We start from the raw sequence: 23,994 nt of genomic DNA on the forward strand, positions 1-23,994 counted from the left end.
CTATGTCAATACTAATAACCAACATAAAAGAACTTATTCAAGTTCGTGATACCAATGTTACCATTGTAAAAGGCAGTGACATGAAAACACTTCCTGTAATAAAAAACGCTTACTTATTTATTGAGCATGACACTATAGTTGAGTATGGCTCAATGGACGATTACCAAGATATTGATGCTGATGAAGTTATTGATGCCACAGGAAAAGTGGTGATGCCTTCTTGGTGCGACTCTCATACACACATTGTATACGCAGGAAATAGAGTTAGAGAATTTGTAGATAGAATTAATGGCTTGTCCTACGAAGAAATTGCCAATAATGGTGGTGGTATTTTAAATTCTGCTGAAAAACTTCAAAACACTTCTGAAGAAGAACTTTACCAACAATCACTAAAACGTCTTAATGAAGTCATAAAACTAGGTACTGGTACTGTCGAAATAAAATCGGGTTACGGCTTAACCGTTGACGCAGAACTTAAAATGTTGCGAGTGATAAAACGATTAAAACGCGAATCGCTTGCTTTTATTAAGCCTACACTATTAGGCGCTCATGCTGTTCCTAAAGAATACAGTAATAATAAAAGTGCTTATGTAGATCTGGTAGTAAACGAACTTATACCAAAAGCTACTGAAGAGCATCTAGCCGAATACATTGATGTATTTTGTGAAAAAGGCTATTTTGACCTAGACGATACAGAAAAAATACTTAAAGCAGGTGTCGCTCATGGTTTAAAACCTAAAATACATGTAAACCAATTTAATGCTTTTGGAGGTGTAGCTTTAGGAGTGAAATATGATGCGCTTTCAGTAGATCATTTAGAAGAAATGAATAAAGAAGATATTGAAGCACTTAAAAACAGTAATACAATGCCTGTTGCTCTACCCTCTTGCTCCTATTTTTTAAGTATTCCCTACACACCTGCAAGACAAATGATCGACGCAGGCTTACCACTAGCATTAGCAACCGATTATAATCCAGGTTCAACACCTAGTGGAAATATGAATTTTGTAGTAAGTACAGCATGTATAAAAATGAAAATGACTCCTGAAGAAGCTATTAATGCTGCAACCATAAATGGTGCTTATGCCATGGGATTAAGCAATATGTATGGCAGTATTTGTAGAGGTAAAAAAGCGAATGTAATCATTACAAAAGAGATTCCTAATTACCAGTTTATTCCTTATGCGTTTGGAGAAAACTTAATTGATGAAGTTATTATTAATGGTATTAGATTAGATTAAAATAAAAAAGCCGAATGAAAATTTTCATTCGGCTTTTTACAATCAATCAATTAATTTGCTTATTTCAATGTAAACTCAGTTGATGAGATTAATTCTTTTTCATTGAAAACATTTACTGTATAACGTCCTTCTTCAAACTCATCGTTATTAGGAGCTACAAATTCGCAAATGTTTAAACTTCTGTTTTCGTAGTTAAATTTACTCACCAAGCTATAGTTTAATATTTTATCTTCAAACTGTATTTGCTCGTTAGCACCAAGTACATTATCATTAGGATCTAATACCTGAACATATAATTCTTTATCACCTGCACCTACTAAAGTGTTTTTAGCAACAGTATAGCAAACTCTAATTTTATCACTTCTTCTAGAACGCTCTGTTGGTATTAATTTACCTGAAGTTCTCTCAATAACTCCGTAAGCTTTAAGTCCAACAGTTTGTAATACTGCAGCGTTTTCAACTACTGTTGCTAACTCAGTATTTTGCACTAATAATGAATCAGTAAACATTGTACGTTCTGCTAATTGTAACTGAGTACTATCTAATGATGTTGCTAATAAAGAGTTTTCTACTTTTAGCTTGTCATTTTCAGCTAGCAATACATCCATTTCTTCTTGTAATGCTAAAAATTGTTTTTTGTATCTCCACAAACTGTTAACACTGTTTTGAGATATTTTTAGTGAGTCCATTAAGCCTTCAATACGTGCTCTAGCCTCAACTAAATTTTGATTGGCAACTTCATTTTCGCCAATAGCAATATCATATTGCTTAGCCATGTTATTTAGGTCTGCCATTACCTGTTCTTTTTCTTTGGTTAAAACCGCTTCGGTTTCTTTCTTGTCATTATAAAGTTTAGAGGTATAAAATCCTGTTCCTAAGAAAAGAGCCAACAAAATACCTAAAGCAACTTTTAATCCTGTACTTTTACTGTTTGAATTCTCCATTGTTTTTTCTTTTTTAAATTATTTAAACGTTAATTCTTGTTTTTAATCTTTTAATTAAATTTAATTTTAAGCCTGAAAATAAATAAAACTGTATTTTTAATTATTATTTTTTAATAACATTTCCAATATGGACAACCTTATACTTTTTGATAAAGATACTTTAAAAACCATCTTAAAAAAACGCTCAGGCGAAACCAAGTTTGGAGAACAAGTTATTTTACTTCCTAACTCCACTAATATATACGATGAATTAGTAAATTTAGATGTTGACTATGTAATTTTTGGTATTTCTGAAGATATTGGAGTCTTTGGAAACCTAGGAAACACAGGGACTTCAAAAGCATGGGATGCTACAATAAAAATTTTAACAAATATACAAAGTAACGCGTTTTTAAATGCTAGTAAAGTAGTTATCCTAGGTCATTTAGACTATTCTAAATCATTACAAAAACTTCAAAACTTAGATAAAACCAACAAAAAGGATATTGCTAAAGCACGTCGAAAAGTAGCTAAAATCGACAAACAAGTTTCACATTTAATCCATCAAATAGTTAAAGCAGGTAAAACACCAATTGTTATTGGTGGAGGACACAATAATGCCTACGGAAATATTAAAGGAACTTCGCTAGCGCTAAACTCAACAATTAACGCTGTAAACTTTGATGCGCATAGCGATTTTAGAGCTGAAGAAGGCAGACACAGTGGCAATGGCTTTAGTTATGCTTACGCTGAAGGCTTTTTGAAAAACTATTTTGTGTTTGGACTACACGAAAACTATACATCTTCAACTACATTTAAAACTTTAGATAAAGTAAAATCTGTAGCATATAATACTTTTGAGGCTATACAAATTAGAAAAGAGCTTAAGTTTAAAGCAGAAATGCAACGTGCTTTAGAGCATGTTTCTGGTACTGCTTTTGGTGTTGAAATAGATTGCGATGCTATATTGAATATTCCAAGCAGTGCAATGACACCAAGTGGTTTTAGCACTAACAAAGCACGACAGTTCGCCACCTTTTTTGGTGCTCACGAAAATGCAAAATATTTGCATATTTGCGAAGCTGCTCCTACTCCAGAAACCGAAACCCAAGTTGGAAAATTGATTACTTATTTGATTACCGATTTTATTAAAGCTCATGCAAATTGAAATCATCCCCTTTAATACTAGATATTCTCAACATTTTTATGATTTGAATATTGAATGGCTTAAAACCTATTTTTATGTAGAACCTTATGATGAAGAAGTCTTAAGTAAACCTGAAGAGTACATCATTAATAAAGGCGGTTTTATCTTTTTTGCTAAACTTAATGAAACTATTCTTGGAACTGTTGCGTTAATGCCAACAAGCGCTAAAAATGTATTTGAACTTACTAAAATGGCAGTTTCACCAAAACATCGTGGTTATAAAATTGGGCAACAGCTTATGCAATATTGTATAGAATTCGCAAAACAACATCAGTTTAAAGCTTTAATGTTGTACTCTAACACCAAGTTGGAAAACGCAATTTATATATACCGAAAATATGGTTTTATAGAAATTCCTGTTGAAAAAAATTCTCCTTATAAACGTAGTGATATAAAGATGATTTTAGAGGTTTGAAATTAATTTGTCATTCCGCACTTGATGCGGAATCCAATCCAATTAAAATAATATAAATGTTGATAGTTTAAGAATGTAGAAAGAATAGCAACCTTAATTCTCAATAGATTTTAAAGAGTCTATTTGACGTTGTAAGCGTTCAATTTCTTCAGCATTTTTATCAACTCTAGGGATTGCCAAAACCGAGTCTATAGCTTGCTCAACAATATCAATATCTTTTGTCTCTTCAACAAAATAATACCCAATACCTTCACTCGATCTCCAAGCTTCGTTTAATTGGTCATAAACTGTTTTATCCCATTGACTTGGGTGTTTTACATCAATCCAAATAACATCTCTATATTCAGCATCAATTAAGGCTAAGTCTGGTGTTGCAGAGCCATCAAAATTGTCTGAACCCTCACGAATTGCTGAAATAGTTCCTAAAAAAAACATACGTTTTCTTCCTGCAATATCTTTTATATAAGGTCTAAATTCAACAGGTTTATTAACTGTCCAGTCAAACTCTTTACGAGACTCTATAACTTTTAAAGGCATTGCCGAAACACCTGCATAACCTTGTTTTTTAGCTGCATGATCATAATAATACAGCTTATCAGTTCCGTCTGCAGGAATAAAAACACTAAATGTTAAACTTGTGCGCTCATCACCTACTGGTTCTAAACCAAACCAATGATACAATCCGCTATAAGCATTGGTATCTGTGTCAGAAAAATCAAAATCAGTTACAAAAGGCTGCTCGTTTTGATCGTCTGGTAAATCTGGTATCTTGACTGCTGTTTCCATGTTCCAAGGTAGTGGGTCGCTAAAACCTCCAAGGAATTTTAAAGATTCTGCTTGTATGCGAGATACTTTTTCAGACAATGTATTTTGACGTGTTAAATACGGATGATTGTTCATCTCGTCTGGACTTATATAGGACCCTTTTCCTATTAAAACACGCTCAAAATAATCGTTAATATCGTGTTCACCATTATCAATAACCATAACACCTCCAAAAGTTGGATAAGGAAACAAGAAGCCTTTCCATTTTATCAAACTCACTACTTCTACCCATTTTCCGGAATCGTTTTTCATATAAAACACATCTCCAGGTTCATAATTAAACAACATCCAAGGGTTGAAACGTTGCACTACTGCGTTGTAAGTGTTTCTACTAAATTTTAAAGACTCACCTATTGAAAACACTACAGGAATACGATTTTCACTTGAAAACCTAGGAAATGGTGTTGTACTAGAGACTGAAAAAACCTCTTCGGTATTATCGCTTATTTGCTGTAATGTATATTTTTCTGAAGGTTGAATGGCCATAGTCCATTTGTTTTCGCCATCGACACGAACTAAGTGAGGTAACGACACATCTTTAGTCTCTCCTACACTTTCGTTTGCCATTGAGAAAATGTTACGAAGAGGTTGTATACGCTCGTTTTGAGTTAGAGGAAGCTCGTTGATTTCAACTTTATTTAAATGATTAAAGACATTGTAGGTTTTCATGTAATCATACATTTTAAAATGCCATCCAACCATATAGAGCAAACCAAAAAACACAAGCAAAATACCTAAAATACCTAATCGACCACCTGTACTTGCTGTTTTTCTAAACTTTCGTAATCCAAAAAACAAGACTATACCACTTAACAGAATAATAAAAATGTATTTTCTAAGAAATAATAAAACTGGTTGATAATCGTCCCTAAAGAAGAATAATGCCAACACTAATAAAATGTAAGTTAAAATTGCAGGCTTTCCGTTTTTCCAGAATAATCTCATGTTTAGTTTTTAGTTGTTAGTGAATTTACATCAATCCTTTATCCTTCAAGCGTTCACGAGCACTTTTCTCGTTAGGTTTTGGTGCTTCAACTTCAGGTTTAATGTCTTCTTCGATTTCAGCGTCTTTAGTTCTTAAGTCTTCAATAAAGTCTTTTCCTTTTTCAACAGCGTCATCAAACTTATCTTCTAAAGAATCACTTTTCTCCTCAATAATTTTAGTTGATTTAATTACAAAATTTGCAATGTAAGTTCCTACAAGTGTACCAACAATAACTGAAGCAAAAGCTGAAACTCCATTATAGCTTCCAAAGATTTGAAACGGAGTTAAAAATTGAACAGCCACAGCTACAACCAAAAATAAGGCTACAACAAAAATTAATCTAGGTATAAAGGTTTGCTTATAAATGAATCCTTTTTTACTATCAGGCTTCATTTGTAACTCTTTACTGTTTACAATTTTATTCACAAAACGATATGCTCCATTACCATTAGACTCTCTCCAATACAAGAAAATGCCAAAAAGTATAGCAGCTATAAAAATTACAAGATCTAGTCCCATGTGTTTGTTTTTTAAGTGAATGCTTTATAAAATTAGTCTATTTTATTTAAATATTGTTACGTATCGTGTCAATTACCCAATCTTTAAACGAGTCATCCCAAGTCTCATAGGTTTTATAAAACTGTTCTTTATCATACCAATACAAAAACAACACATCCTTTGGAGAAACATTTATTAAAAGCTTCCATATTAAATCTTGATGCATTGGCTCTAAAGATGAATGAGGTTGGTGTAATGCATGGTATAGATCAACATCTACCATGTCCTTTAATTTATACTCGTTGCTAACTTCTAAGCGTTCTAAATATAACTCTACACTATTAATTTTTTTAAGTGCATTGATATCAATTTTATTTAAATAACTCTTATATAAAATTTTACTCTCAAATATTTCTTTTAGAGAGTGTTGAGTCTCTTTAAGTTGTTGAGAGAGTTCATATTTTTTTACACGATCGTATCTTGGGGTTTTAATCACTTCATCCAAATCGCATTCAGCAATTAAATGATTTCGTAGTTTTTCAATTAATTCATCATGATTGATATGGTACATCAACACATCATGTGTAGTATCATTAATAGCTTCTTTGTACCATTTTTCATCTTCAAACACGATAATATCCGAAATAAAATCGCGTAACACATACACACCTCCAAAAGCTCTTGTATAAAACGAACTCACACTATATTGAAGTTCTGGTAATTCTAAATCCCTGTTACGCAAATCTCCATAGGTATTTGCCGATTGCAATAATTTTTCGTGTAAGGTTTCATCAATAAAATTATTACCTTCTTTAAACTGCTCAATAAGTTCGTGTTGTTTTTTTTGTGCTTTATTAAGGTTGTTTATTAACCTAAAATGAATGTTTATAGTTTTGTATTTTAAAACATCCATAGGTCCATAAAATGCATCGATACCTTGATCAAAATCGAGACAAATTGCCGAGTCTCTAGTTATATCGTTTATTTTATTACCATAGGTTTTAAAAACCAATTTCATTAACTCTCTGTCAAACGTATGTGTAGGCAAATAGACAGGTTTTCCTTTTTGCAACGGAGAAATAATAATGGCATGTGCATTGGCTTCGCCATGGTTTAAGTAAAGTAATTCCTTTTTTTCTTCAGCAATTTCAGGACTCCAACCTATACCATCAATTGAAAAACTAGTAAGCTTTGTTGGCGAAAACCCTAATGTTTTTAAACACTGATTATAACGCTCAACCAACTTACCACTTACAGGAAGTAGTTCACTTTGATATAGATTTGCTGCTTTTAGTTTTTGCATTAATCGTTCTTTTTGTCAAACTGAGTTCTTGCTTCCAATTCAATATTAAGCTGATTAACTCTTGCATCAACTTTTCGTTTAAAATCGGTATCTGCAATAGTTGCTACATTATCTAGGTATCTAATAACTTCTTGTTTTCTTATATCAGAAAAATCAAGCCCTTTCATATTAGCACGCATGAGTTCCTGAAGCATTCCTAATTTAGTATCATAATCTTTTTTGAAATAGATTTCAGGATTGTCAAACCAATCTTGTTCTAAGTCAAAGTCAGTTAAACGCAATGAAATTGCCGATTGTATATTACGAACATCACGCGATGAAAAGAATGGAAATATCTTCTGGATTTCAGTATATAATGATGCATAAAACATGTGGTCTTCAAAGCGATGCATTTTTTCTACTTTTTCAAAAGTTTCCATAACACGCTCTTCTGAAGGTTTTTCAACAGCTTTTAAAATGTCTCCCATGTTTTTAGCCAAACCTTGATCGCTTAAATAAGTGTAAGCCTCTGGATTGTTCATATTTACAAAATCAGGCATAGTGTCTTGTAATTTTCGCCACCACAAATGATCTTGATCTAAAAAGTCTTGTTCAGTACGTGCTCCATCAATTTTAAATCGTCCTTGAACACGTGAAATTACTGCTTTATCCAACATTTCTGGAAGGTTAGTAAACAATCCAATTGAGCTATTACCGTAATTAACAGCATAAGCACCTTCGGTATATCTTAAAAACACACCTATAACTTCTTTTACACCTGCCGAAACACCTTGTGCAGTTCGTTCTTGAAGATTATTTTCGGCATCATCAATTGGAGCAAAAATGAGTTTTGAAGGATCTTGTAATGGTTTCATCCACTCTACCATTTTTTCGGCAGATCCACCTTGAAATGTTGATATCAACGTATCAGGCATTGGATGAAATAAAAATGGAATATCGAGATTGTCACAATGCTCTTTTAAGCGTGTAGCAATAGCTGCAATAAGCATACTTTTTCCTGTTCCTGGAATTCCGTAACCCATAAACACTGGCATAAAACCTCCTAACTCCTGAAACGGATTCTTTTTTGCTGTAAAATCGTAGCTTAACATACGCTCGGTTAAACGTCGTGCAAAGTGTTTTGCATCTCTGTTACCTACTATTTGTTCAAATTGAATTTTATTAAACTCTACACTTTTGGCAGCTCCTGCAAATACATTGTCCCAACCAGATACGGCAAAGTCCGATTTTTCTAATTTATAGGTTCTATCTAAAATAGTTTCGGTGTACTCCAACGTGCTTTTACGCATTTGGATTTCGTCTATTAAAGCTTCAAAATACACAACCGTAAAATCGGTAACGTCTTTATCACTTTTTATAATATCTGGATGCGACAAATACTTGTCGTAATAGTACAGACAACACGAAATTCCTTTTAATGGTGATAACAAAGATACTTCTGGCAGACCTGCAAATTTTTGTTTCATAACGCTTAAATCATCTGAAGCAATGGTTTTAAGGTTATGCAAAATATTGTAAGCCGTAGCATATAGCATAAAGGCTGTTGCGGTTTGCATTTTGCTTTCGTACTCTCGTTTTCCTGAAGTATCTAAAGCAGATTTTCGCTCGTTTAAACTTGATAATCCTGAAGCATCGTAGTAACTGTCTTTTATCCAAATACCCAAAGTAACACCTTCTTGAACTGCAAATAAGGTTTGGTTTAAGTGAATTGGAATAGCAACAGAGTCTGGTAATAAGCGCTTTTTTAAAGCTAATATAGTTTTTGAAACTGAAGTCAGCTCAACATTGCTTCCATTATTGGCACGTGACAAATACAGTAAAATAGATTCATCTTTAGCATCTTTATCTTTGTTTTTTGCACGTTGACCTTGCTCCCACTGTACACTTTTTAAATAGGATGTTGCTTCATCACGAAGCATATCAAGTTCGGTTTGCTTTATAGGAAATGTTGAGTTGTGTTCCATGTTTCTATTTTGTCGTCATCGAGAATGAAATGAAGCAACCTCTTGCTTAAAAGAGAACCACGTCACTTTCTTCCTCGTTATGACGTTGTTTTTTTAATTTTTAATTCAGAAACCTGAATAGGCGGTTTAGCTAGTCTATTCATGATTTCAGGTGTTTTGTTATACAGCATTTGAATAATACGATGTGGTGCAAATACATATTTTTGATGTATAGGTTCGCTCCACTTTTGTAAGGTTTGCTTATTGAAAAAGCTACCTTCTTTAAACTCACTTCCTGAGAATACTTCGTCAATACTCAGTGACAGTGCATACGACTCTAGACTTAATTCTTTTTTGGCAATACCTTCTAAAATGGCATGTGTGATTTCATTCTCGTCTTTTGCAAATACATTATGAAAAGGGCCTAAATCTATTCGTTTAATGTGTTTTGGATGTACTTCAGGCAGTTTTCTGTCTATTCCATAAGCCATAGTGTCTAAATCCATATCTCTGTCGGCAGTGGTCTTTAAGACTTCGTAAATTTTATCTCTGTCTTTTAACAGATTTCGTCCTCCACTATAATCAAAGTACATGAAACATATAAATGGCCTATTATGTGCTACATCATAAAAACTCCAACTGGTCATAAACTCTGGTGAAACGCCTTTAGGTGTTTCCATAATGCGACCTTGTACAAAACGATTAAAAATATACTTTTGCTCTACTGAGGTGTAATAAACTATTGAAGCCGCTTGAAACAGTTTTTCTCGTTTTATGGGTTGTTTTTTATGAAGTAACTCATGTAAAAACTCATCTTGTAATTGACTAACATCTTTGAGTTTAGAAATGTAGTCTTCTTTTAAGGATAAATCATTAAAAAGATACCTGAACTCCAAATAGTTAGGAAAACCTGAATCGGTTAAATCTACTTTCATATTGTCTTCATCGTCGTACATATATTTAATACGCATAGCTTCGACTGAATACAATAACAAATCACAAAACTGCTTAAAATAAACAACTTCTTGTGTGCTACATAATCCTTGATTTTGAACACTTACAATGAGTTCCTTTAGGGCAAAGTCTACCATTTTATGATAGAATACATATTGCGCTTTGGAGTCTAGTGTAGCGGAATCTAAAGGAGTTACAATCATGTTTTGAGTTTGCAGTGAACAGTATTCGGTTTGCAGTCAATTATAAAAATACTGCTAACTGCAAACTGAATACCAATTACTTTTTAAGATAATAAGTCGTCATTATTTTCAGGCTTTTTGTCGCCAGTTGGCTCTCCTTCACCTGAAGGTTTATTAGCATCTGCCTTATAGTAATCTTCAAAAATTTCTTTCATATCAATACCATAACGCTCAGCAAAATTCTTTTGAATTTCAGAATCTTTGGTACGAATTTCCTGTAACGCTTCAGCATAACTGCTGTAAACACCTTGCATTACTTTTTCATGCACAGGAATATTATCCATCATTTCTTGACGTGCTTTAGCACTTGCTGTATGCATTGATGCAAGAGTTTCTCCAATATGTTCATCAGTTTTTACACCTAAATGCTCTAAAATAGCTGCAAATTCTTGGTCAGTTCGCGCTTTTAAAGCCACTACGTAACCGTCGTAATATTTTAAACGCTCTTCAGTATCACTCTTTAATTTTGCACGATGTGTTTGTAAATTACTACGTAAAGAGGTTAATACCTTGATGGTTAAGTTATGCTTATGCACAAAACTGTCTTTACTTGCAGCAAGCGTTGTATAGGCATTTTTAAGTCCTTCAAGCTCTTCTACTTTTTGCTCTAAAGTGGTTACTTTACCAACAGCTTCAGCATATTCAGCAGATTGCTTATCTACAATTTCTTCTAACTCTTGACGTGCTTGTTTTAGTAAAGCATAGTTTTCTTCAAGCTTTGCTTCTACTTCTTTCTTCTTCTCTAAAGCTTTTGTATGGTTTTTTGTAGCTTCAACAATCGCGTCTTGAAGTTTGTCTTCAACTTCTTTAATTTCTACTTCACGATCTTTTAAACGCTTTACAGCTGCCTGACTTTTAAACGATAACTCATTTAATAAAGTTTGTACATCTGCCGATTCTATACGTTGCTGAAACATTGCTTTGGCTTTGTTATCAGCTTCGTCACGAGATTTTTGGGCAGCAGCAAGCTCGTCTTGTGCTTTTTTGATTTTGCTTTTTCTTCCCCAAAGGTTATTCCACCAAGTATCTGGTTTAGCTTCGGCATCTTCTAGTTCAACTCTTGCGCGTTCTAGACGTTTTATGGCATTGTCAATGATTTTTTGCTCATCAGCATTTAAGCTAGAGAAATCTTCAAAAATAATCCCAACTTCGTCTTGATAATCAGTTAAATCTTTAATGGCATCTAGTAAAGACGTTCTATCTTTTTCTGCCATATGCACTACATCGTCCAATGTTGCATTAAGTATTTTTTGACGCACTTCAGGATCATCTTCCTGTGCCAATTTAGATTTCATAGTGTCAATGGCTTTTCCCCAATTAACATCTACTTTTTCCTGTTTTTCATTGGAATTGGTTTCTAATAAATCAAAATCATCAGACATATTGTGTAGTGTTTTTATAGTTGAACAATTTTTGAATAAGCAATTTCGTTAAAAAATATCATTTTCAAAACTAATGCTCTTAAAATATCAGTAGTAAAAAAATTAAAAATGTTACAGGCTTTAAAAAATGTAACGCAATCATTATCTTTAGTACTCAAATACTTCTATTATGAGAAATTCAATTTTTATTACCGCTATTTTAGCATTGTGTTTTATAAGCTGTAAAACAGATAAAAAAGAACCAGCAACCACTGAGACAATTATTGAAAACAATGTTGATGTTGAAACAACAACTTCTGATACTTCTTCTGAAATAAAAATTACTCCTATTGAACATGCTACTATGGTCTTGGAGTATAAAAATGTTGTGGTGTATGTTGATCCTGTTGGAGGAGCAGAACAATTTGATGGACAAAAACCACCTAGTATTATTTTGGTTACCGACATTCATGGTGATCATTTTAATGAAGAAACCTTGTCAGGAATATTAGGAAGTGCTATTAAGATTATAGCTCCTGGTGCAGTAGCTGAATTGCTACCAAAACCTTTACGAGATCGCACATTGGTTCTTAATAATTCGCAAAATAGAGACTACACTTTTGATGGTGTTGAAATTAATATTGAAGCTGTACCAATGTACAACTTAAGAGAAGAGGCTTTAAAATTCCATGAAAAAGGACGTGGTAATGGTTACATTTTAACCATGGGAGGAAAACGAATTTATATTTCAGGTGATACTGAAGACATTCCTGAAATGCGCAACTTAAAAGATATAGATATGGCCTTTGTATGTATGAACTTACCATATACCATGAATGTTGAAAGTGCTGCAAGTGCTGTTCTAGATTTTAAACCAAAGCAAGTATATCCATACCATTACAGAGGCCAAGGTGGACTTAGCGATGTGGAAAAATTTAAAACCATTGTGAATGATAAAAATGATGCTATTGAAGTCGTTCAATTAGATTGGTACAAATAGTGATTACTCCATTTTTTTATTAACAAATTTATAATGAAATAGTTACGGTTTTAATTAAAATTGTATATTTGGCTTGATTAACCCCAACTATCAACCTAATTATGAATGCTTTATATTCAATTCCAAAGTTACTTGTAAGCACTACTCAGCTTACGGTTGTACTCATTATTACAGCAGCAGTATTTATGTTTTTTATTGTGGTTGCAGTAATAAAAATGAGAAAGTTAAAGGCTGAAAATAAGAAGCTTATTGAAATGGAATCTTTAAAAAATGACGTTGAGGAGAGCTATAAAGATTTTACAAATGGCCATTTGTATGAATAAATTAAAATCACTTAAATAAAAAAGCCTGCATTTTGCAGGCTTTTTTTATCTATCTAACTAATTTTTTATACTTAATTCGTTTCGGCATTAAGTCGCCACCCAAACGCTTTTTCTTGTTCTCTTCGTAATCACTAAAACTACCTTCAAAGAAATAGACTTGGCTATCGCCTTCAAAAGCTAATATGTGCGTACATATACGATCTAAAAACCAACGGTCGTGAGAAATAATCACAGCACAACCAGCAAAGTTTTCTAAACCTTCTTCTAGCGCACGTAACGTGTTTACATCAAGGTCGTTTGTAGGCTCATCTAAAAGTAGTACGTTTCCTTCTTCTTTTAGTGTCATTGCTAAATGTAAGCGGTTACGCTCTCCTCCTGATAGTAATTTTACTTTTTTGTTTTGTTCGCTTCCAGAGAAGTTAAAACGACTTAAATACGCACGAGAATTGACTTGCTTTCCTCCCATCATTACCAATTCTTGCTCATCACTAAAGTTTTGCCAAATGGTTTTTTCTGGATCTATATTAGAATGACTTTGGTCTACATAAGCAATTTTTGAAGTATCACCTACTACAAATTCTCCTTTATCTGGTGTTTCTTCACCCATTATCATTCTGAAAATCGTGGTTTTACCTGCACCATTAGGTCCTATAACACCAACAATTCCTGCTTGAGGTAGATTGAAGTTTAAATCTTCGTACAATAACTTATCGCCATAACCTTTACTCACACCTTTTGCTTCTATAACATTGGTTCCTAAACGTGGACCATTTGGTATGTAAATTTCAAGCTTTTCGTCAAGTTGTTTTTGATCTTGACTCATTAATTTATCGTAGTTCTTTAAACGCGCTTTTTGCTTGGTTTGACGTCCTTTTGCACCTTGACGTACCCATTCTAACTCGCGTTCTAATGTTTTTTGACGTTTTGAAGCTGCTTTTCCTTCTTGAGCCATACGTTTAGACTTTTGGTCTAACCATGAAGAATAATTCCCTTTCCAAGGAATACCTTCTCCTCTATCCAGCTCTAAAATCCAACCTGCAACGTTATCCAAGAAATATCTATCGTGCGTTACAGCGATAACTGTTCCCTTGTATTGTGCTAAATGATGCTCCAACCAATGTACCGATTCTGCATCCAAGTGGTTGGTAGGCTCATCAAGAAGTAATACGTCTGGTTCTTGTAGCAATAAACGACATAAAGCTACACGACGACGCTCACCACCAGAAAGTACACCTATTTTTTTATCGCCATCTGGAGTACGTAATGCATCCATGGCAATTTCTAATTTGGTGTCCAATTCCCAAGCATTAGAAGCATCTATTTGATCTTGTAATTCGGCTTGACGGTTCATAAGCTTTTCCATTTTTTCAGGATTGCTATACACTTCTTCCAAACCAAACATATCGTTTATTTTGTTGTATTCATCTAGAATAGCTACAGTTTCGGCAGCGCCTTCTCGCACTACTTCCATCACTGTTTTTTCATCATCTAGTTGTGGTTCTTGCTCTAGATAACCAACAGAATATCCTGGTGAAAAAACCACATCGCCTTGATAGTTTTTATCTACACCTGCAATAATCTTTAATAATGTAGATTTACCCGAACCGTTAAGACCTAAAATACCAATTTTAGCTCCGTAAAAGAAGCTTAAATAAATATTTTTAAGTACTGGCGTATTAGCCGATTGAAATGTCTTGGTAACACCAGACATTGAAAAAATTACTTTTTTATCGTCGCTCATAATTATACTCTTCCTTTTAATGCATTAAACACCCAAGCAATACAGAAAAAGCCAAAACCAACAGCAGCAAATCCCCAACCTGCAACATCGTCATAGCGAAAAGCTCCTAGTCCTATTAAACCTAATCCTACAAAAATCATAATCCATGTGGCCCAAGCCAACACTGTATTTTTATTCATTGCCATTTCTTAATCTTTATTTTTAGTTAGCAAATACAAATATCGTGTTTTAACTCACAAAATTCAACCAAAGTAAGGTGCTTTTAATTTTTCTTTAAGAAAATATCTTTTTCAAGCTGTAAATTTAGCCTCACAAATACGCTGTATATATCACAATAAATTTTGAAATTCTTAATTCTAACAACTCTTTTTTCTTAATTTCTTAATTAACTTTTTCTTATCATTTTTTATGCGTTGATTACTTAATAATAGAACTAATTTTGTTGTTTATTTCTTTTTGAAAAATCTACGTATAAAAATATGAATAAAGCCTTACTATCATTAGCCATTGGAGGATTTGGAATAGGACTCACAGAATTTGTTATTATGGGTATTTTACCTGATGTTGCAAATGCTTTTAGTATTAGCATTCCTGATGCTGGACATTTTATTTCAGCCTACGCTTTAGGTGTTGTAATTGGCGCTCCTATTCTTACAGGTTTAGGAAGTAAATGGCCTGCAAATAAAGTGCTATTAATACTTATGCTTTGGTTTACAGTTTTTAATACACTTTCTGCTTTTGCTACTGGCTACAATTCATTTATGATTTTACGCTTTTTATCTGGCTTACCACATGGTGCTTTCTTTGGTATTGGTGCTGTAGTTGCAGGGAAACTATCTAAAGAAGGTAAAGAAGCACAAGGAATTGCTATTATGTTTAGCGGATTAACTGTTGCAAACCTTTTGGGCGTGCCTTTAGGAACCTATTTAGGTAAAAACTTTAGTTGGAGTATTTCATTTTTAATGGTTGGATTTGTTGGTGTTCTAGCTGTTCTTGGCGTAAAGTTTTGGATGCCAAAAATAAGACAATCAAACAACACAAATTTTTTAAGTGAATTTAAGGTTTTTAAACGTTTGGAGTTATGGCTGATAATACTACTAACAACCATTGGTACAGGTGGATTTTTTGCTTGGTATAGTTATATAGCTCCATTGATTACTGATGTTGCTGGACATCCTGAAAGTGTTGTGTCTTATGCCATGATTTTAGCTGGATTAGGAATGGTAATTGGTAATTTTTTAGGCGCAAAACTTACTGAAAAGTTCTCTCCATTAAACACCGTAACAATTGTGCTTTGCATGATGGTTTTATGCCTTTCTCTAAATACATTTTTAGCATCAGATAAAGTACTTGTATTAGTGATGACTTTTATAATAGGTATTGTTTCTTTTTCTATATCAACACCTATACAAATGCTTATTATAAAATCGGCTAAAGGCTCTGAAACATTAGGTTCTTCGTTAAATCAAAGTGCTTTTAATGTTGGTAATGCATCAGGAGCTTATTTTGCAGGACTTCCTATTGCTATGGGTTATGGATATACAGCTGCTGATTGGGTTGGTGCTGCTATGGCTGGTTGTGGTATTTTTATTGCTTTAGTAATATTTACTTTAAAAAATAGAAAAGCAAAAAAAGTAAAAAAGCACTCATTTTCATAAGTGCTTTTTATATGATAATTGTTACCTGTTTTACAAAGTCATCATAGGAACTTCAATAAACAACAATTCAGAATCTTGTTTTGTTTCTATTGAAAAGCTTTCAGTTTCTGAAACACCTATAGCGTCTCTTGTTTCAAGGTTTTGATCACCTATTATAATGTCTCCATAAATAGTCATTACGTAAACACCATGGTTACTACTTTTTAGGTTATAGGTAAACGTTTCACCTTGACTTAAATCAATGCGAGATAGTTTAGCATCTTGATGAATTTTTAAACTTCCTTCATGATTATCATCAATAGATGTTACCAAAGTTTGTAGTTTATTTTTCCTATCGGAATCACTAAATGTTTTTTGGTCATAACGTGGTGAAACACCTTGTTTGTTAGGTATTACCCATATTTGAAACAAACTTAAATGCGAATCTTCAGAACCATTAATTTCAGAATGTTGCACTCCAGTTCCGGCACTCATTACTTGCACTTCTCCTGGTAATACAGATTGCCATTCGTTATGCATAGAATCGCGATGTTTAAGCTCTCCACTTAAAGGAATGGTGATAATTTCCATATTATCGTGCGGATGTGTTCCAAAACCCATTTTTGGTGCAATAACATCATCATTTAATACGCGTAACGCTCCAAAATGAATGCGCTCTGGATTAAACCAACCTGCAAAGCTAAACGAATGATTGGCTTGTAACCATCCGTGATTTGCAAATCCTCTTGTTCCTGCTTTGTGAACTACTGTTTTCATTTTATTATCCTTTCTGGGTTTCCCCTTTTATCTTAATTTATCTAATAAATCACTTAATTGTGATGCTTCTTTTTCTGTGATATTTTTTAACCAATCGTCATTAAAATTGTCTGATATATCTTCTAAAAGTTTTAATCCTTCACTGGTGATGGCAACTTGTACCACACGTCTATCTGTTTCAGATGGGATACGCTCAATGAGTTGTTTTGCACAAAGCTTGTCTGCCAATCGTGTGGCATTTGGCGCTCTGTCTATCATTCTTGATTTTACATCTTGCATTGTCAATGGTTTATCTGCACCACGTAAAATGCGTAAAATATTGTATTGTTGTGGTGATAACCCAAACTTTGCAAAAAATGTATTTTGTTTTCCAGTAATCCAATTGGCTGTGTACAAAATATTAATCAACGCTTTTGTACGGTTGTCCTTAAACGAAGAATTAACGTCTTTTGAAATATCTCCCATAGTTTTTAGGCTTTTATATCATTATAATCATCCGCTTTCTTTTTAAAAACTGCTGCTGCAAACGGACAAAGTGGTAAAATTTTTAACGCTCTTTCTCTTGCAAATGCTACAGCTTCTTCTACTAGTTTGTAACCAACACCTTGACCTTTTAGACTTGCATCTACTTCGGTATGATCGATAATAATTTTTTGTTCTCCTGCATAAACGTAAGTCATTTCAGCTATTCGTTTCGCATCTTGCTCTATGTAAAAAGCACCTTTTTTAGTATCGTCTTCTTGCTGGATGTTCATAACTATATTGCGTTTTGAAATTTATCTACTTCAACTAATAATTGGTCGTTTAATTCCTTATTAGTAATCTTTCCTTCAGAAAAATTATTTCCGAATTGCGGTAAAGAAAACACGCCTACAATATCTGCTTCATGTCTTGGAAAACGGTCTTCAGCAATGGTCAATACCGATTGTCCGCCTCTTGCTCCTGGTGATGTTGCCATAAGCAACATAGGTTTTCCTAAAAATGTTTTGGCTTCTATACGAGATATCCAATCAAATAGGTTTTTAAAAACTGAAGCATAAGCGCCATTGTGTTCTGCTAATGAAATAACTATACCATCAGCTTCCTTTATTTTATTGAATAGCTTGTGAGCGTTTTCTGGTTGTCCGCCCATGCTTTTTTCTAAATCTGTACTAAATAGCGGCACATCAAAATCATTTAAATCTAATACTTCTGCTTTAGCTCCTTCTACTAACCCTGAAGCGTATGTAGCCAATTGTTTGTTAATTGATGTTGTGCTGTTACTTCCTGCGAATGCTATAATATGTTTCATGTGTGATTGTTTTTATTTTCCATGGCAAATATATAACAAAATATTTTATTTTCCAAGGAAACTATTTACATGGTAATATTTTTAACATAGCTTTTACATTACAACGTTTTCGTAGCAAGGTTAAGTTTTGTATTTTTAGCCTGCATTAACAACTTGCGTTAGGGGTTGCAGCGGCATCCTCCCTATTTTTAGGGAGATATAGCGAAAAACCCGACCACGCTATTGCGTGGGAACGCCCTAATTAACTATATAACATCTGATGGATTTAAACTTCAACAAAAACGAAGATCATAATAAATTATTGGTTTCTGAACTTAAGAAACGACTTGCAAAAGTAAAACTTGGCGGTGGCGAAAAGCGTATTGAAAAACATCACGCTAAAGGAAAAATGACTGCTAGAGAACGTATTGATTATTTGCTTGATGATAAAGCCAAAAGTATTGAAATTGGCGCTTTTGCAGGTGATGACATGTATAAAGAACATGGTGGTTGTCCGTCTGGTGGTGTTGTGGTAAAAATTGGTTATATAAAAGGGAAACAATGTATTGTAGTGGCTAATGACGCGACTGTGAAAGCTGGTGCGTGGTTTCCTATAACTGGAAAAAAGAATTTGCGCGCACAAGAGCTTGCGATTGAAAACAAATTGCCAATTATTTACCTTGTGGATTCGGCTGGTGTGTATTTGCCAATGCAAGACGAAATTTTCCCTGATAAGGAGCATTTTGGTCGTATTTTTAGAAACAATGCCATTATGAGCAGTATGGGCATTACACAAATTGCTGCTGTAATGGGTAGCTGTGTTGCTGGTGGTGCTTACTTACCTATTATGAGTGACGAAGCGCTTATTGTGGACAAAACAGGAAGTATCTTTCTTGCTGGTAGTTATTTGGTAAAAGCGGCTATTGGCGAAAGTATTGATAACGAAACGCTCGGTGGTGCAACAACGCATAGTGAAATTAGCGGTGTTACGGACTACAAGGCTAAAGATGATAAAGATGCATTGGATAAAATAAAAAATATTGTTGATAAAATAGGTGATTTTGACAAAGCTGGTTTTAATCGTACTGCTGCAAAAAAACCTAAAGAAAACCCACAAGATATTTATGGTATTTTACCTAAAAGTCGTGCCGATCAATACGATATGTACGAGATTATAAAACGTCTTGTAGATAATAGTGAGTTTGAAGAATATAAAGCGGGTTACGGACAAACCATTATTACGTGTTATGCCAGAATTGATGGTTGGGCTGTTGGTATTGTTGCAAATCAGCGTCATATTGTAAAAACTACTGGATCGAAAACCAAACCAGCCGAAATGCAGTTTGGTGGTGTGATTTACAATGATTCTGCCGATAAAGCCACGCGCTTTATTGCCAATTGTAACCAGAAGAAGATTCCGTTAGTGTTTTTACAAGATGTTACCGGTTTTATGGTAGGTAGTAAGAGTGAACATTCTGGAATCATAAAAGATGGAGCTAAAATGGTAAACGCTGTGAGTAATAGTGTGGTGCCAAAATTTACCGTTGTAGTTGGTAATAGTTATGGTGCTGGTAATTATGCGATGTGTGGTAAGGCTTACGACCCAAGACTTATTTTTGCATGGCCTAGTGCTGAACTTGCTGTAATGAGTGGAAATAGTGCTGCTAAAGTATTATTACAAATAGAAAAAGCCTCATTAGAGAAACAAGGTGAAAAATTCACCAAAGAGAAAGAAGACGAACTTTACAACAAGATAAAAGCGCGTTACGACAACCAAGTATCGCCTTACTATGCTGCTGCCAGATTATGGACCGATGCGGTTATTGATCCTTTAGACACCAGAACCTGGATTAGTATGGGTATTGAAGCCGCTAACCATGCTCCTATTGAAAAACCTTTTAATTTGGGTGTGTTGCAGGTTTAACTTAAAAACGCTTTGCTTTCTTATGAAAAATTTATTTTTGATTTTATTCGTTTTAATAAGTTCAATAAGTATTGGGCAAAATAATTTAGATATTAATAGAAAGTATGTAAGTATAAAAAGCTTAAAAAATTCAAAAAATATCAATTTAAAAAATGCAATTTATCTTGAAAACGACACACTAGTTGTTGAAAAAAGTATTCCAATGGGAGAATTTGAGGTTGATTTTGGAGATTTTGACCCTGAATTTATTGAACACTATAAGGACGCTGTTTTTGGAAATAAAGAAACTAGACGAAAAAACTTCAAATTATCTCATGTTAAATTATGGACATCTGACATCAAAGTTTATTTTGATAAAAGTGTTGATAAGAAGACAAAAAAAGAACTAAGTTCTTTTTTTAATGAAATCTCAAAAAATTCTAATTCTTTAAAAATAAGTGTCGTTTCAAAATTAGAACTCTCTAATTATTTAATCTACTATATTAATTCAAAAAAAGATAAAGAGCATCCTAATATTATTCAACAAAAACCAATAACCTATAATTTATTACACTCTAACAACAAATTCTACAGTGGTGTTTTACGATTAAATACTTTATCTTTTTTTTCATTTAATGATCAAATCAATAGTCTAAAAGTTCAATTCTTCAAATCTTTAGGTCAATTTTGGTTGATTAACAATGTACCATGTGAAAGCATACTAGCTGATTGCTATAGTCCAACCAAAAGGCTTACTGATTTAGATTTTAATATTTTAAATTTTCACTATAAAAACGTTTATGATTCTGATGTAACCATCTTTAATTACGAACGTTTAATTGAAAAATATTCTTTATTAAAAAAAGAGCATCCAACCCAAACTAAATTTATAATTGATTAAACTAATGGTATTGCACAAAAAAAACAACTTCTTCATTATAGCTTTAGTGCTTTTTTTGGGTTCTAATAGCCTTAGGTCTCAAGATAGCTTAGAGACAAAAAAAATTATTTATAAAGACTCTGTAGTATCATTAAATTATGGAAATAGAACTGATGGAGTTACGGTTCCTTACGAGGAAAGAGATTCTGTATTTTTAGAATTGTATAAAGATGTTGTTTTTCAAAGCAGTAAACATTGGAAGAAACATGTTAAAGAAAAGCAAACCATAAAATATTGGAAAGATGAAGTAAAATTATTTTTTGACAAAACTGTCGATAAAACTGTTAAAAAAGAACTTTTAAAGTTTGCTTTAGATTTATCTGATAAAGTTGATTCTTTAAAAATTAGAGAAGTTAATTCTAAAAATGATGCTAATTATTTTATCTATAGCTTAAATTCAGAAAAAGATTATAAATACGAACAAAGAATAAAAGGAAAAGATGGAGTTGGCTATTATATAAATTGGGATGGAAAGCAACAGTTTTACAAGTGTATGTTAGAATTAAATCCTCAAATTTTATTCAATAAAGAACGATTAATATTTGATGCTAAGAAAGATTTTTTCTCTTCTTTAGGCTTTTTTCATAAAACAGTAATATTATCATGTGATAGTTTTTTGGCTGAATGCAATTCATCTATAATCGAGCTCTCAAAAATAGATTTAGAAATTCTAAGATATCATTATTCTTATGGTATTTGTAAAGGCACTGATTTAAAAACTTTTGAAGATCAACATGAAAGAGCTAAAGAAATACTAAATACCACAAATCATACTATGTTATTTCTTCATAAAGACTAAAAACAAAAACGCTTTGCTTTCTTATGAAAAATTTATTTTTGATTTTATTCGTTTTATTTGCCTTTTCCTGTAAATCTACTAAAAACAATACTGAAAAGAATACGAAAGACTACACCCTTTCAGATATAAAAACAAGTACGTCATCAATAGAAGTTGGAGAACTAAAAAAGCAAGAAATTGTTGATTTAAAAAAATATTTAAAAGAAACTTTCAATAAAGATTTAGATAGTTTAAAATATTTAACCATATCATATTTAAAGTCCAAGAATAAATGTTGGTACGATAATTATCAAAATATAAGTAGTGATAGTAACAAAGACTTATTAAATAAATTGAAAACAAAAATGAATTCCGATTTATTAATAGCTCATTATGATTCAGGCTACAACTCTTTTTACAGCTTACATGATGAAAAAAAAATTATTTCATCACTTTTTGACAGAGGTTATGAAACCTGTGATTTTATGTTAACCATCAACAGCATGGGTGTATACCTATTTAAAACAAGTCATTTTAGTATTGATGCTTCAAATGCATTTACAAATGAATTAAAAAAACTAGAAACAAATTAGTTTAATTTACTTAGCGTTTTAGCCCTCTGGATTTTTTTCGATGACGTCTCAGCAAATTGTTCTACAGAAAATATTTGTTTTGGCACTTCGTATTTTTCTAAATCAGAAAAAATAGCTGTATCTAATTCAGTTGATTGTCCTTCTAAAACCAATACCACACGTTCTCCCAAAGTGTCATCTGGTTGAGAAGCCACAAAAAAACGTTGGCTTATTTTTCCGTCTAGCTTTGCTTCAATTTGCTCAGGAAATAATTTAACACCACCTGAGTTAATCATATTATCATAACGACCTATAACCTCAAATTCTGTTTTAGAATATAATTTTACAATATCGTTGGTTACAATAGTTTTGCCTGTAAGCTTTGGCGCTTCAACCACTAAACAGTTTCTATCATCTTGTGATATTTTAACGTCTTTTAATAGTTTAAAATGCGCTTCTCCTTTGTAATTATTTAATGGTTTTATAGCGATATGGCTTAAGGTTTCTGCCATACCATAAGTAGCAAATACTTTTGTTTTTAATGGCTCAATATCTTTTAATAATGATTTTGAAACTGCAGCTCCTCCAACAATTAATGTATTTATATTTTGTAGTCTTTTCAATGATTTTTGTAGTTGCATTGGTACCATAGCACAAAATTTATATGGCTTTTCATCGTCATAAGCTGGTAGTGTACTTGGTTCAACAATGTCCAGTTCTAAACCTAAAATCATTGCTCTTACTAGCATCATCTTACCTGCAATAAAGTTTGTAGGCAAACAATGTAATGCTGTATCTCCTGGAGATAGCTTAAACCTATTCCCTGTTGCTATTGCAGAATTTACCATAGCTTGCTTGCTTACTTTTATAAGCTTAGGGTTACCTGTAGAACCTGAGGTTTTCACATACAGAAAATCCTTTTCGTCTAACCAATCTAAAAGAAAATTGCCTATAATTTTTTCATAAGCTTCACCTTCTTTTATTAAACTATACGAGACTTCTTTAAGCTCCTCATGGTTATAACTAGTGTTATTAAGCTTAAATTTTAAATGTATCTTGTCAAAAGTAGGAATCATTTTTGGTATGATATTAGATGTGTTAAAATTATAGTATTTTTAACGAATTGTACTAAAAATTTAAAATTAAAAAAATATAT

The 23,994-nt window shown here is 32.9% G+C and carries 24 protein-coding genes; 10 read left to right on the forward strand and 14 right to left on the reverse strand.

Annotated elements, in window-relative coordinates; all coding sequences use genetic code 11:
* The first annotated feature begins 2 nt into the window (after positions 1–2).
* Positions 3–1,241 carry an imidazolonepropionase gene (gene hutI, locus ABD011_RS10970; protein ID WP_343798231.1) on the forward strand — a complete coding sequence of 413 codons (1,239 nt, stop codon included), beginning with the start codon at positions 3–5 and terminating at the stop codon, positions 1,239–1,241.
* Positions 1,242–1,300: 59 nt separating this feature from the next.
* Here hutI and ABD011_RS10975 read toward each other — a convergent pair whose 3' ends face one another.
* Positions 1,301–2,185 (reverse strand): chromosome partitioning protein ParA, encoded by an 885-nt coding sequence (locus ABD011_RS10975; protein ID WP_129760198.1) that lies wholly within the window; start codon positions 2,183–2,185, stop codon positions 1,301–1,303.
* A gap of 127 nt (positions 2,186–2,312) precedes the next feature.
* On the opposite strand from ABD011_RS10975, the gene ABD011_RS10980 reads away from it, so the two are divergent.
* Together ABD011_RS10980 and ABD011_RS10985 are read left to right on the forward strand one after the other, a co-directional pair.
* Positions 2,313–3,332 carry a formimidoylglutamase gene (locus ABD011_RS10980; RefSeq protein WP_335975712.1) on the forward strand — a complete coding sequence of 340 codons (1,020 nt, stop codon included), beginning with the start codon at positions 2,313–2,315 and terminating at the stop codon, positions 3,330–3,332.
* A complete protein-coding gene (locus tag ABD011_RS10985; protein WP_343798234.1) occupies positions 3,322–3,786 on the forward strand; it encodes a GNAT family N-acetyltransferase in 465 nt (154 codons plus the stop codon). Before ABD011_RS10980 ends, ABD011_RS10985 begins: the two co-directional genes overlap by 11 nt.
* 93 nt (positions 3,787–3,879) lie before the next feature.
* Here ABD011_RS10985 and ABD011_RS10990 read toward each other — a convergent pair whose 3' ends face one another.
* From ABD011_RS10990 to ABD011_RS11015, 6 genes are all read right to left on the reverse strand, one after another.
* Positions 3,880–5,556, reverse strand: a complete 1,677-nt coding sequence (locus ABD011_RS10990) for an AI-2E family transporter (protein WP_343798237.1) — start codon at positions 5,554–5,556, stop codon at positions 3,880–3,882.
* A 25-nt stretch (positions 5,557–5,581) separates the two neighbouring features.
* Positions 5,582–6,115, reverse strand: a complete 534-nt coding sequence (locus ABD011_RS10995; protein ID WP_343798239.1) for a hypothetical protein — start codon at positions 6,113–6,115, stop codon at positions 5,582–5,584.
* A gap of 46 nt (positions 6,116–6,161) precedes the next feature.
* Entirely contained in the window at positions 6,162–7,397 is a 1,236-nt protein-coding gene (locus tag ABD011_RS11000; protein WP_343798241.1) for a DUF6638 family protein, read from the reverse strand.
* Positions 7,397–9,361 (reverse strand): AAA family ATPase, encoded by a 1,965-nt coding sequence (locus tag ABD011_RS11005; RefSeq protein WP_343798243.1) that lies wholly within the window; start codon positions 9,359–9,361, stop codon positions 7,397–7,399. The genes ABD011_RS11000 and ABD011_RS11005 overlap by 1 nt, the downstream gene beginning before the upstream one ends.
* Before the next feature lie 77 nt (positions 9,362–9,438).
* The gene (locus tag ABD011_RS11010; RefSeq protein WP_343798245.1) at positions 9,439–10,497 is read right to left on the reverse strand and encodes a hypothetical protein; all 1,059 of its coding nucleotides are present in this window, start codon (positions 10,495–10,497) and stop codon (positions 9,439–9,441) included.
* A gap of 83 nt (positions 10,498–10,580) precedes the next feature.
* Positions 10,581–11,918 carry a coiled-coil domain-containing protein gene (locus ABD011_RS11015; RefSeq protein ID WP_343798247.1) on the reverse strand — a complete coding sequence of 446 codons (1,338 nt, stop codon included), beginning with the start codon at positions 11,916–11,918 and terminating at the stop codon, positions 10,581–10,583.
* Between the two features lie 169 nt (positions 11,919–12,087).
* Here ABD011_RS11015 and ABD011_RS11020 point away from each other — a divergent pair, with 169 nt between their 5' ends.
* Positions 12,088–12,897, forward strand: coding sequence for an MBL fold metallo-hydrolase (locus ABD011_RS11020; RefSeq protein ID WP_343798249.1), 810 nt, complete (start codon positions 12,088–12,090; stop codon positions 12,895–12,897).
* 101 nt (positions 12,898–12,998) lie between these two features.
* Positions 12,999–13,220: a hypothetical protein gene (locus ABD011_RS11025; protein ID WP_343798251.1), complete on the forward strand. Its 222-nt coding sequence runs from the start codon at positions 12,999–13,001 to the stop codon at positions 13,218–13,220.
* A 49-nt stretch (positions 13,221–13,269) separates the two neighbouring features.
* On the opposite strand, the gene ettA is transcribed toward ABD011_RS11025, so the two are convergent.
* Together ettA and ABD011_RS11035 are read right to left on the reverse strand one after the other, a co-directional pair.
* Positions 13,270–14,961, reverse strand: coding sequence for an energy-dependent translational throttle protein EttA (gene ettA / locus ABD011_RS11030; RefSeq protein WP_343798253.1), 1,692 nt, complete (start codon positions 14,959–14,961; stop codon positions 13,270–13,272).
* Positions 14,962–14,963: 2 nt separating this feature from the next.
* The gene (locus tag ABD011_RS11035; protein WP_103052245.1) at positions 14,964–15,146 is read right to left on the reverse strand and encodes a CAL67264 family membrane protein; all 183 of its coding nucleotides are present in this window, start codon (positions 15,144–15,146) and stop codon (positions 14,964–14,966) included.
* 294 nt (positions 15,147–15,440) lie between these two features.
* Between ABD011_RS11035 and ABD011_RS11040 the strand changes: the two genes are divergently transcribed.
* The gene (locus ABD011_RS11040; RefSeq protein WP_343798259.1) at positions 15,441–16,619 is read left to right on the forward strand and encodes an MFS transporter; all 1,179 of its coding nucleotides are present in this window, start codon (positions 15,441–15,443) and stop codon (positions 16,617–16,619) included.
* 30 nt (positions 16,620–16,649) lie between these two features.
* On the opposite strand, the gene ABD011_RS11045 is transcribed toward ABD011_RS11040, so the two are convergent.
* Genes ABD011_RS11045 through ABD011_RS11060 form a run of 4 tightly spaced genes read right to left on the reverse strand, consistent with a single transcriptional unit; the run spans position 16,650 to position 18,666 of the window.
* Positions 16,650–17,375 (reverse strand): pirin family protein, encoded by a 726-nt coding sequence (locus ABD011_RS11045; RefSeq protein WP_134199107.1) that lies wholly within the window; start codon positions 17,373–17,375, stop codon positions 16,650–16,652.
* Between the two features lie 27 nt (positions 17,376–17,402).
* Complete coding sequence (locus tag ABD011_RS11050) at positions 17,403–17,840, reverse strand: MarR family winged helix-turn-helix transcriptional regulator (protein ID WP_129760218.1); 438 nt, start codon at positions 17,838–17,840, stop codon at positions 17,403–17,405.
* Between the two features lie 5 nt (positions 17,841–17,845).
* Positions 17,846–18,130, reverse strand: a complete 285-nt coding sequence (locus ABD011_RS11055; protein ID WP_343798263.1) for a GNAT family N-acetyltransferase — start codon at positions 18,128–18,130, stop codon at positions 17,846–17,848.
* Between the two features lie 2 nt (positions 18,131–18,132).
* Positions 18,133–18,666, reverse strand: coding sequence for an NADPH-dependent FMN reductase (locus ABD011_RS11060; protein WP_129760220.1), 534 nt, complete (start codon positions 18,664–18,666; stop codon positions 18,133–18,135).
* A gap of 259 nt (positions 18,667–18,925) precedes the next feature.
* Here ABD011_RS11060 and ABD011_RS11065 point away from each other — a divergent pair, with 259 nt between their 5' ends.
* The 4 genes from ABD011_RS11065 to ABD011_RS11080 are packed head-to-tail and all read left to right on the forward strand — an operon-like array spanning position 18,926 to position 22,859.
* On the forward strand, positions 18,926–20,569 hold the full coding sequence (locus ABD011_RS11065; RefSeq protein WP_343798266.1) for an acyl-CoA carboxylase subunit beta: 1,644 nt from the start codon (positions 18,926–18,928) through the stop codon (positions 20,567–20,569).
* Between the two features lie 22 nt (positions 20,570–20,591).
* Positions 20,592–21,449, forward strand: coding sequence for a hypothetical protein (locus tag ABD011_RS11070; protein ID WP_129760222.1), 858 nt, complete (start codon positions 20,592–20,594; stop codon positions 21,447–21,449).
* Between the two features lie 4 nt (positions 21,450–21,453).
* Positions 21,454–22,287 (forward strand): hypothetical protein, encoded by an 834-nt coding sequence (locus ABD011_RS11075; RefSeq protein WP_129760223.1) that lies wholly within the window; start codon positions 21,454–21,456, stop codon positions 22,285–22,287.
* A 23-nt stretch (positions 22,288–22,310) separates the two neighbouring features.
* A complete protein-coding gene (locus tag ABD011_RS11080; protein ID WP_343798269.1) occupies positions 22,311–22,859 on the forward strand; it encodes a hypothetical protein in 549 nt (182 codons plus the stop codon).
* On the opposite strand, the gene ABD011_RS11085 is transcribed toward ABD011_RS11080, so the two are convergent.
* Positions 22,856–23,914 carry an AMP-binding protein gene (locus ABD011_RS11085; RefSeq protein ID WP_343798271.1) on the reverse strand — a complete coding sequence of 353 codons (1,059 nt, stop codon included), beginning with the start codon at positions 23,912–23,914 and terminating at the stop codon, positions 22,856–22,858. The two genes, ABD011_RS11080 and ABD011_RS11085, sit on opposite strands and share 4 nt — an antisense overlap.
* Between the last annotated feature and the right edge of the window lie 80 nt (positions 23,915–23,994).

The organism is Gaetbulibacter jejuensis (genome assembly GCF_039524015.1).
Taxonomy (GTDB): domain Bacteria; phylum Bacteroidota; class Bacteroidia; order Flavobacteriales; family Flavobacteriaceae; genus Gaetbulibacter_B; species Gaetbulibacter_B jejuensis.

Coding starts and splice junctions, on each gene's coding strand:
- ABD011_RS11070 (WP_129760222.1), top strand. CDS start 20,592: ATGAAAAATTTATTTTTGATTTTATTCGTTTTAATAAGTTCAATAAGT.
- ABD011_RS11050 (WP_129760218.1), bottom strand. CDS start 17,840: ATGGGAGATATTTCAAAAGACGTTAATTCTTCGTTTAAGGACAACCGT.
- ABD011_RS11015 (WP_343798247.1), bottom strand. CDS start 11,918: ATGTCTGATGATTTTGATTTATTAGAAACCAATTCCAATGAAAAACAG.
- ABD011_RS11025 (WP_343798251.1), top strand. CDS start 12,999: ATGAATGCTTTATATTCAATTCCAAAGTTACTTGTAAGCACTACTCAG.
- ABD011_RS11085 (WP_343798271.1), bottom strand. CDS start 23,914: ATGATTCCTACTTTTGACAAGATACATTTAAAATTTAAGCTTAATAAC.
- ABD011_RS11080 (WP_343798269.1), top strand. CDS start 22,311: ATGAAAAATTTATTTTTGATTTTATTCGTTTTATTTGCCTTTTCCTGT.
- ABD011_RS10980 (WP_335975712.1), top strand. CDS start 2,313: ATGGACAACCTTATACTTTTTGATAAAGATACTTTAAAAACCATCTTA.
- ABD011_RS11035 (WP_103052245.1), bottom strand. CDS start 15,146: ATGGCAATGAATAAAAATACAGTGTTGGCTTGGGCCACATGGATTATG.
- ettA (WP_343798253.1), bottom strand. CDS start 14,961: ATGAGCGACGATAAAAAAGTAATTTTTTCAATGTCTGGTGTTACCAAG.
- ABD011_RS11075 (WP_129760223.1), top strand. CDS start 21,454: ATGGTATTGCACAAAAAAAACAACTTCTTCATTATAGCTTTAGTGCTT.
- ABD011_RS11055 (WP_343798263.1), bottom strand. CDS start 18,130: ATGAACATCCAGCAAGAAGACGATACTAAAAAAGGTGCTTTTTACATA.
- ABD011_RS10985 (WP_343798234.1), top strand. CDS start 3,322: ATGCAAATTGAAATCATCCCCTTTAATACTAGATATTCTCAACATTTT.
- ABD011_RS11005 (WP_343798243.1), bottom strand. CDS start 9,361: ATGGAACACAACTCAACATTTCCTATAAAGCAAACCGAACTTGATATG.
- ABD011_RS11040 (WP_343798259.1), top strand. CDS start 15,441: ATGAATAAAGCCTTACTATCATTAGCCATTGGAGGATTTGGAATAGGA.
- hutI (WP_343798231.1), top strand. CDS start 3: ATGTCAATACTAATAACCAACATAAAAGAACTTATTCAAGTTCGTGAT.
- ABD011_RS10975 (WP_129760198.1), bottom strand. CDS start 2,185: ATGGAGAATTCAAACAGTAAAAGTACAGGATTAAAAGTTGCTTTAGGT.
- ABD011_RS11000 (WP_343798241.1), bottom strand. CDS start 7,397: ATGCAAAAACTAAAAGCAGCAAATCTATATCAAAGTGAACTACTTCCT.
- ABD011_RS11045 (WP_134199107.1), bottom strand. CDS start 17,375: ATGAAAACAGTAGTTCACAAAGCAGGAACAAGAGGATTTGCAAATCAC.
- ABD011_RS11020 (WP_343798249.1), top strand. CDS start 12,088: ATGAGAAATTCAATTTTTATTACCGCTATTTTAGCATTGTGTTTTATA.
- ABD011_RS10990 (WP_343798237.1), bottom strand. CDS start 5,556: ATGAGATTATTCTGGAAAAACGGAAAGCCTGCAATTTTAACTTACATT.
- ABD011_RS10995 (WP_343798239.1), bottom strand. CDS start 6,115: ATGGGACTAGATCTTGTAATTTTTATAGCTGCTATACTTTTTGGCATT.
- ABD011_RS11060 (WP_129760220.1), bottom strand. CDS start 18,666: ATGAAACATATTATAGCATTCGCAGGAAGTAACAGCACAACATCAATT.
- ABD011_RS11065 (WP_343798266.1), top strand. CDS start 18,926: ATGGATTTAAACTTCAACAAAAACGAAGATCATAATAAATTATTGGTT.
- ABD011_RS11010 (WP_343798245.1), bottom strand. CDS start 10,497: ATGATTGTAACTCCTTTAGATTCCGCTACACTAGACTCCAAAGCGCAA.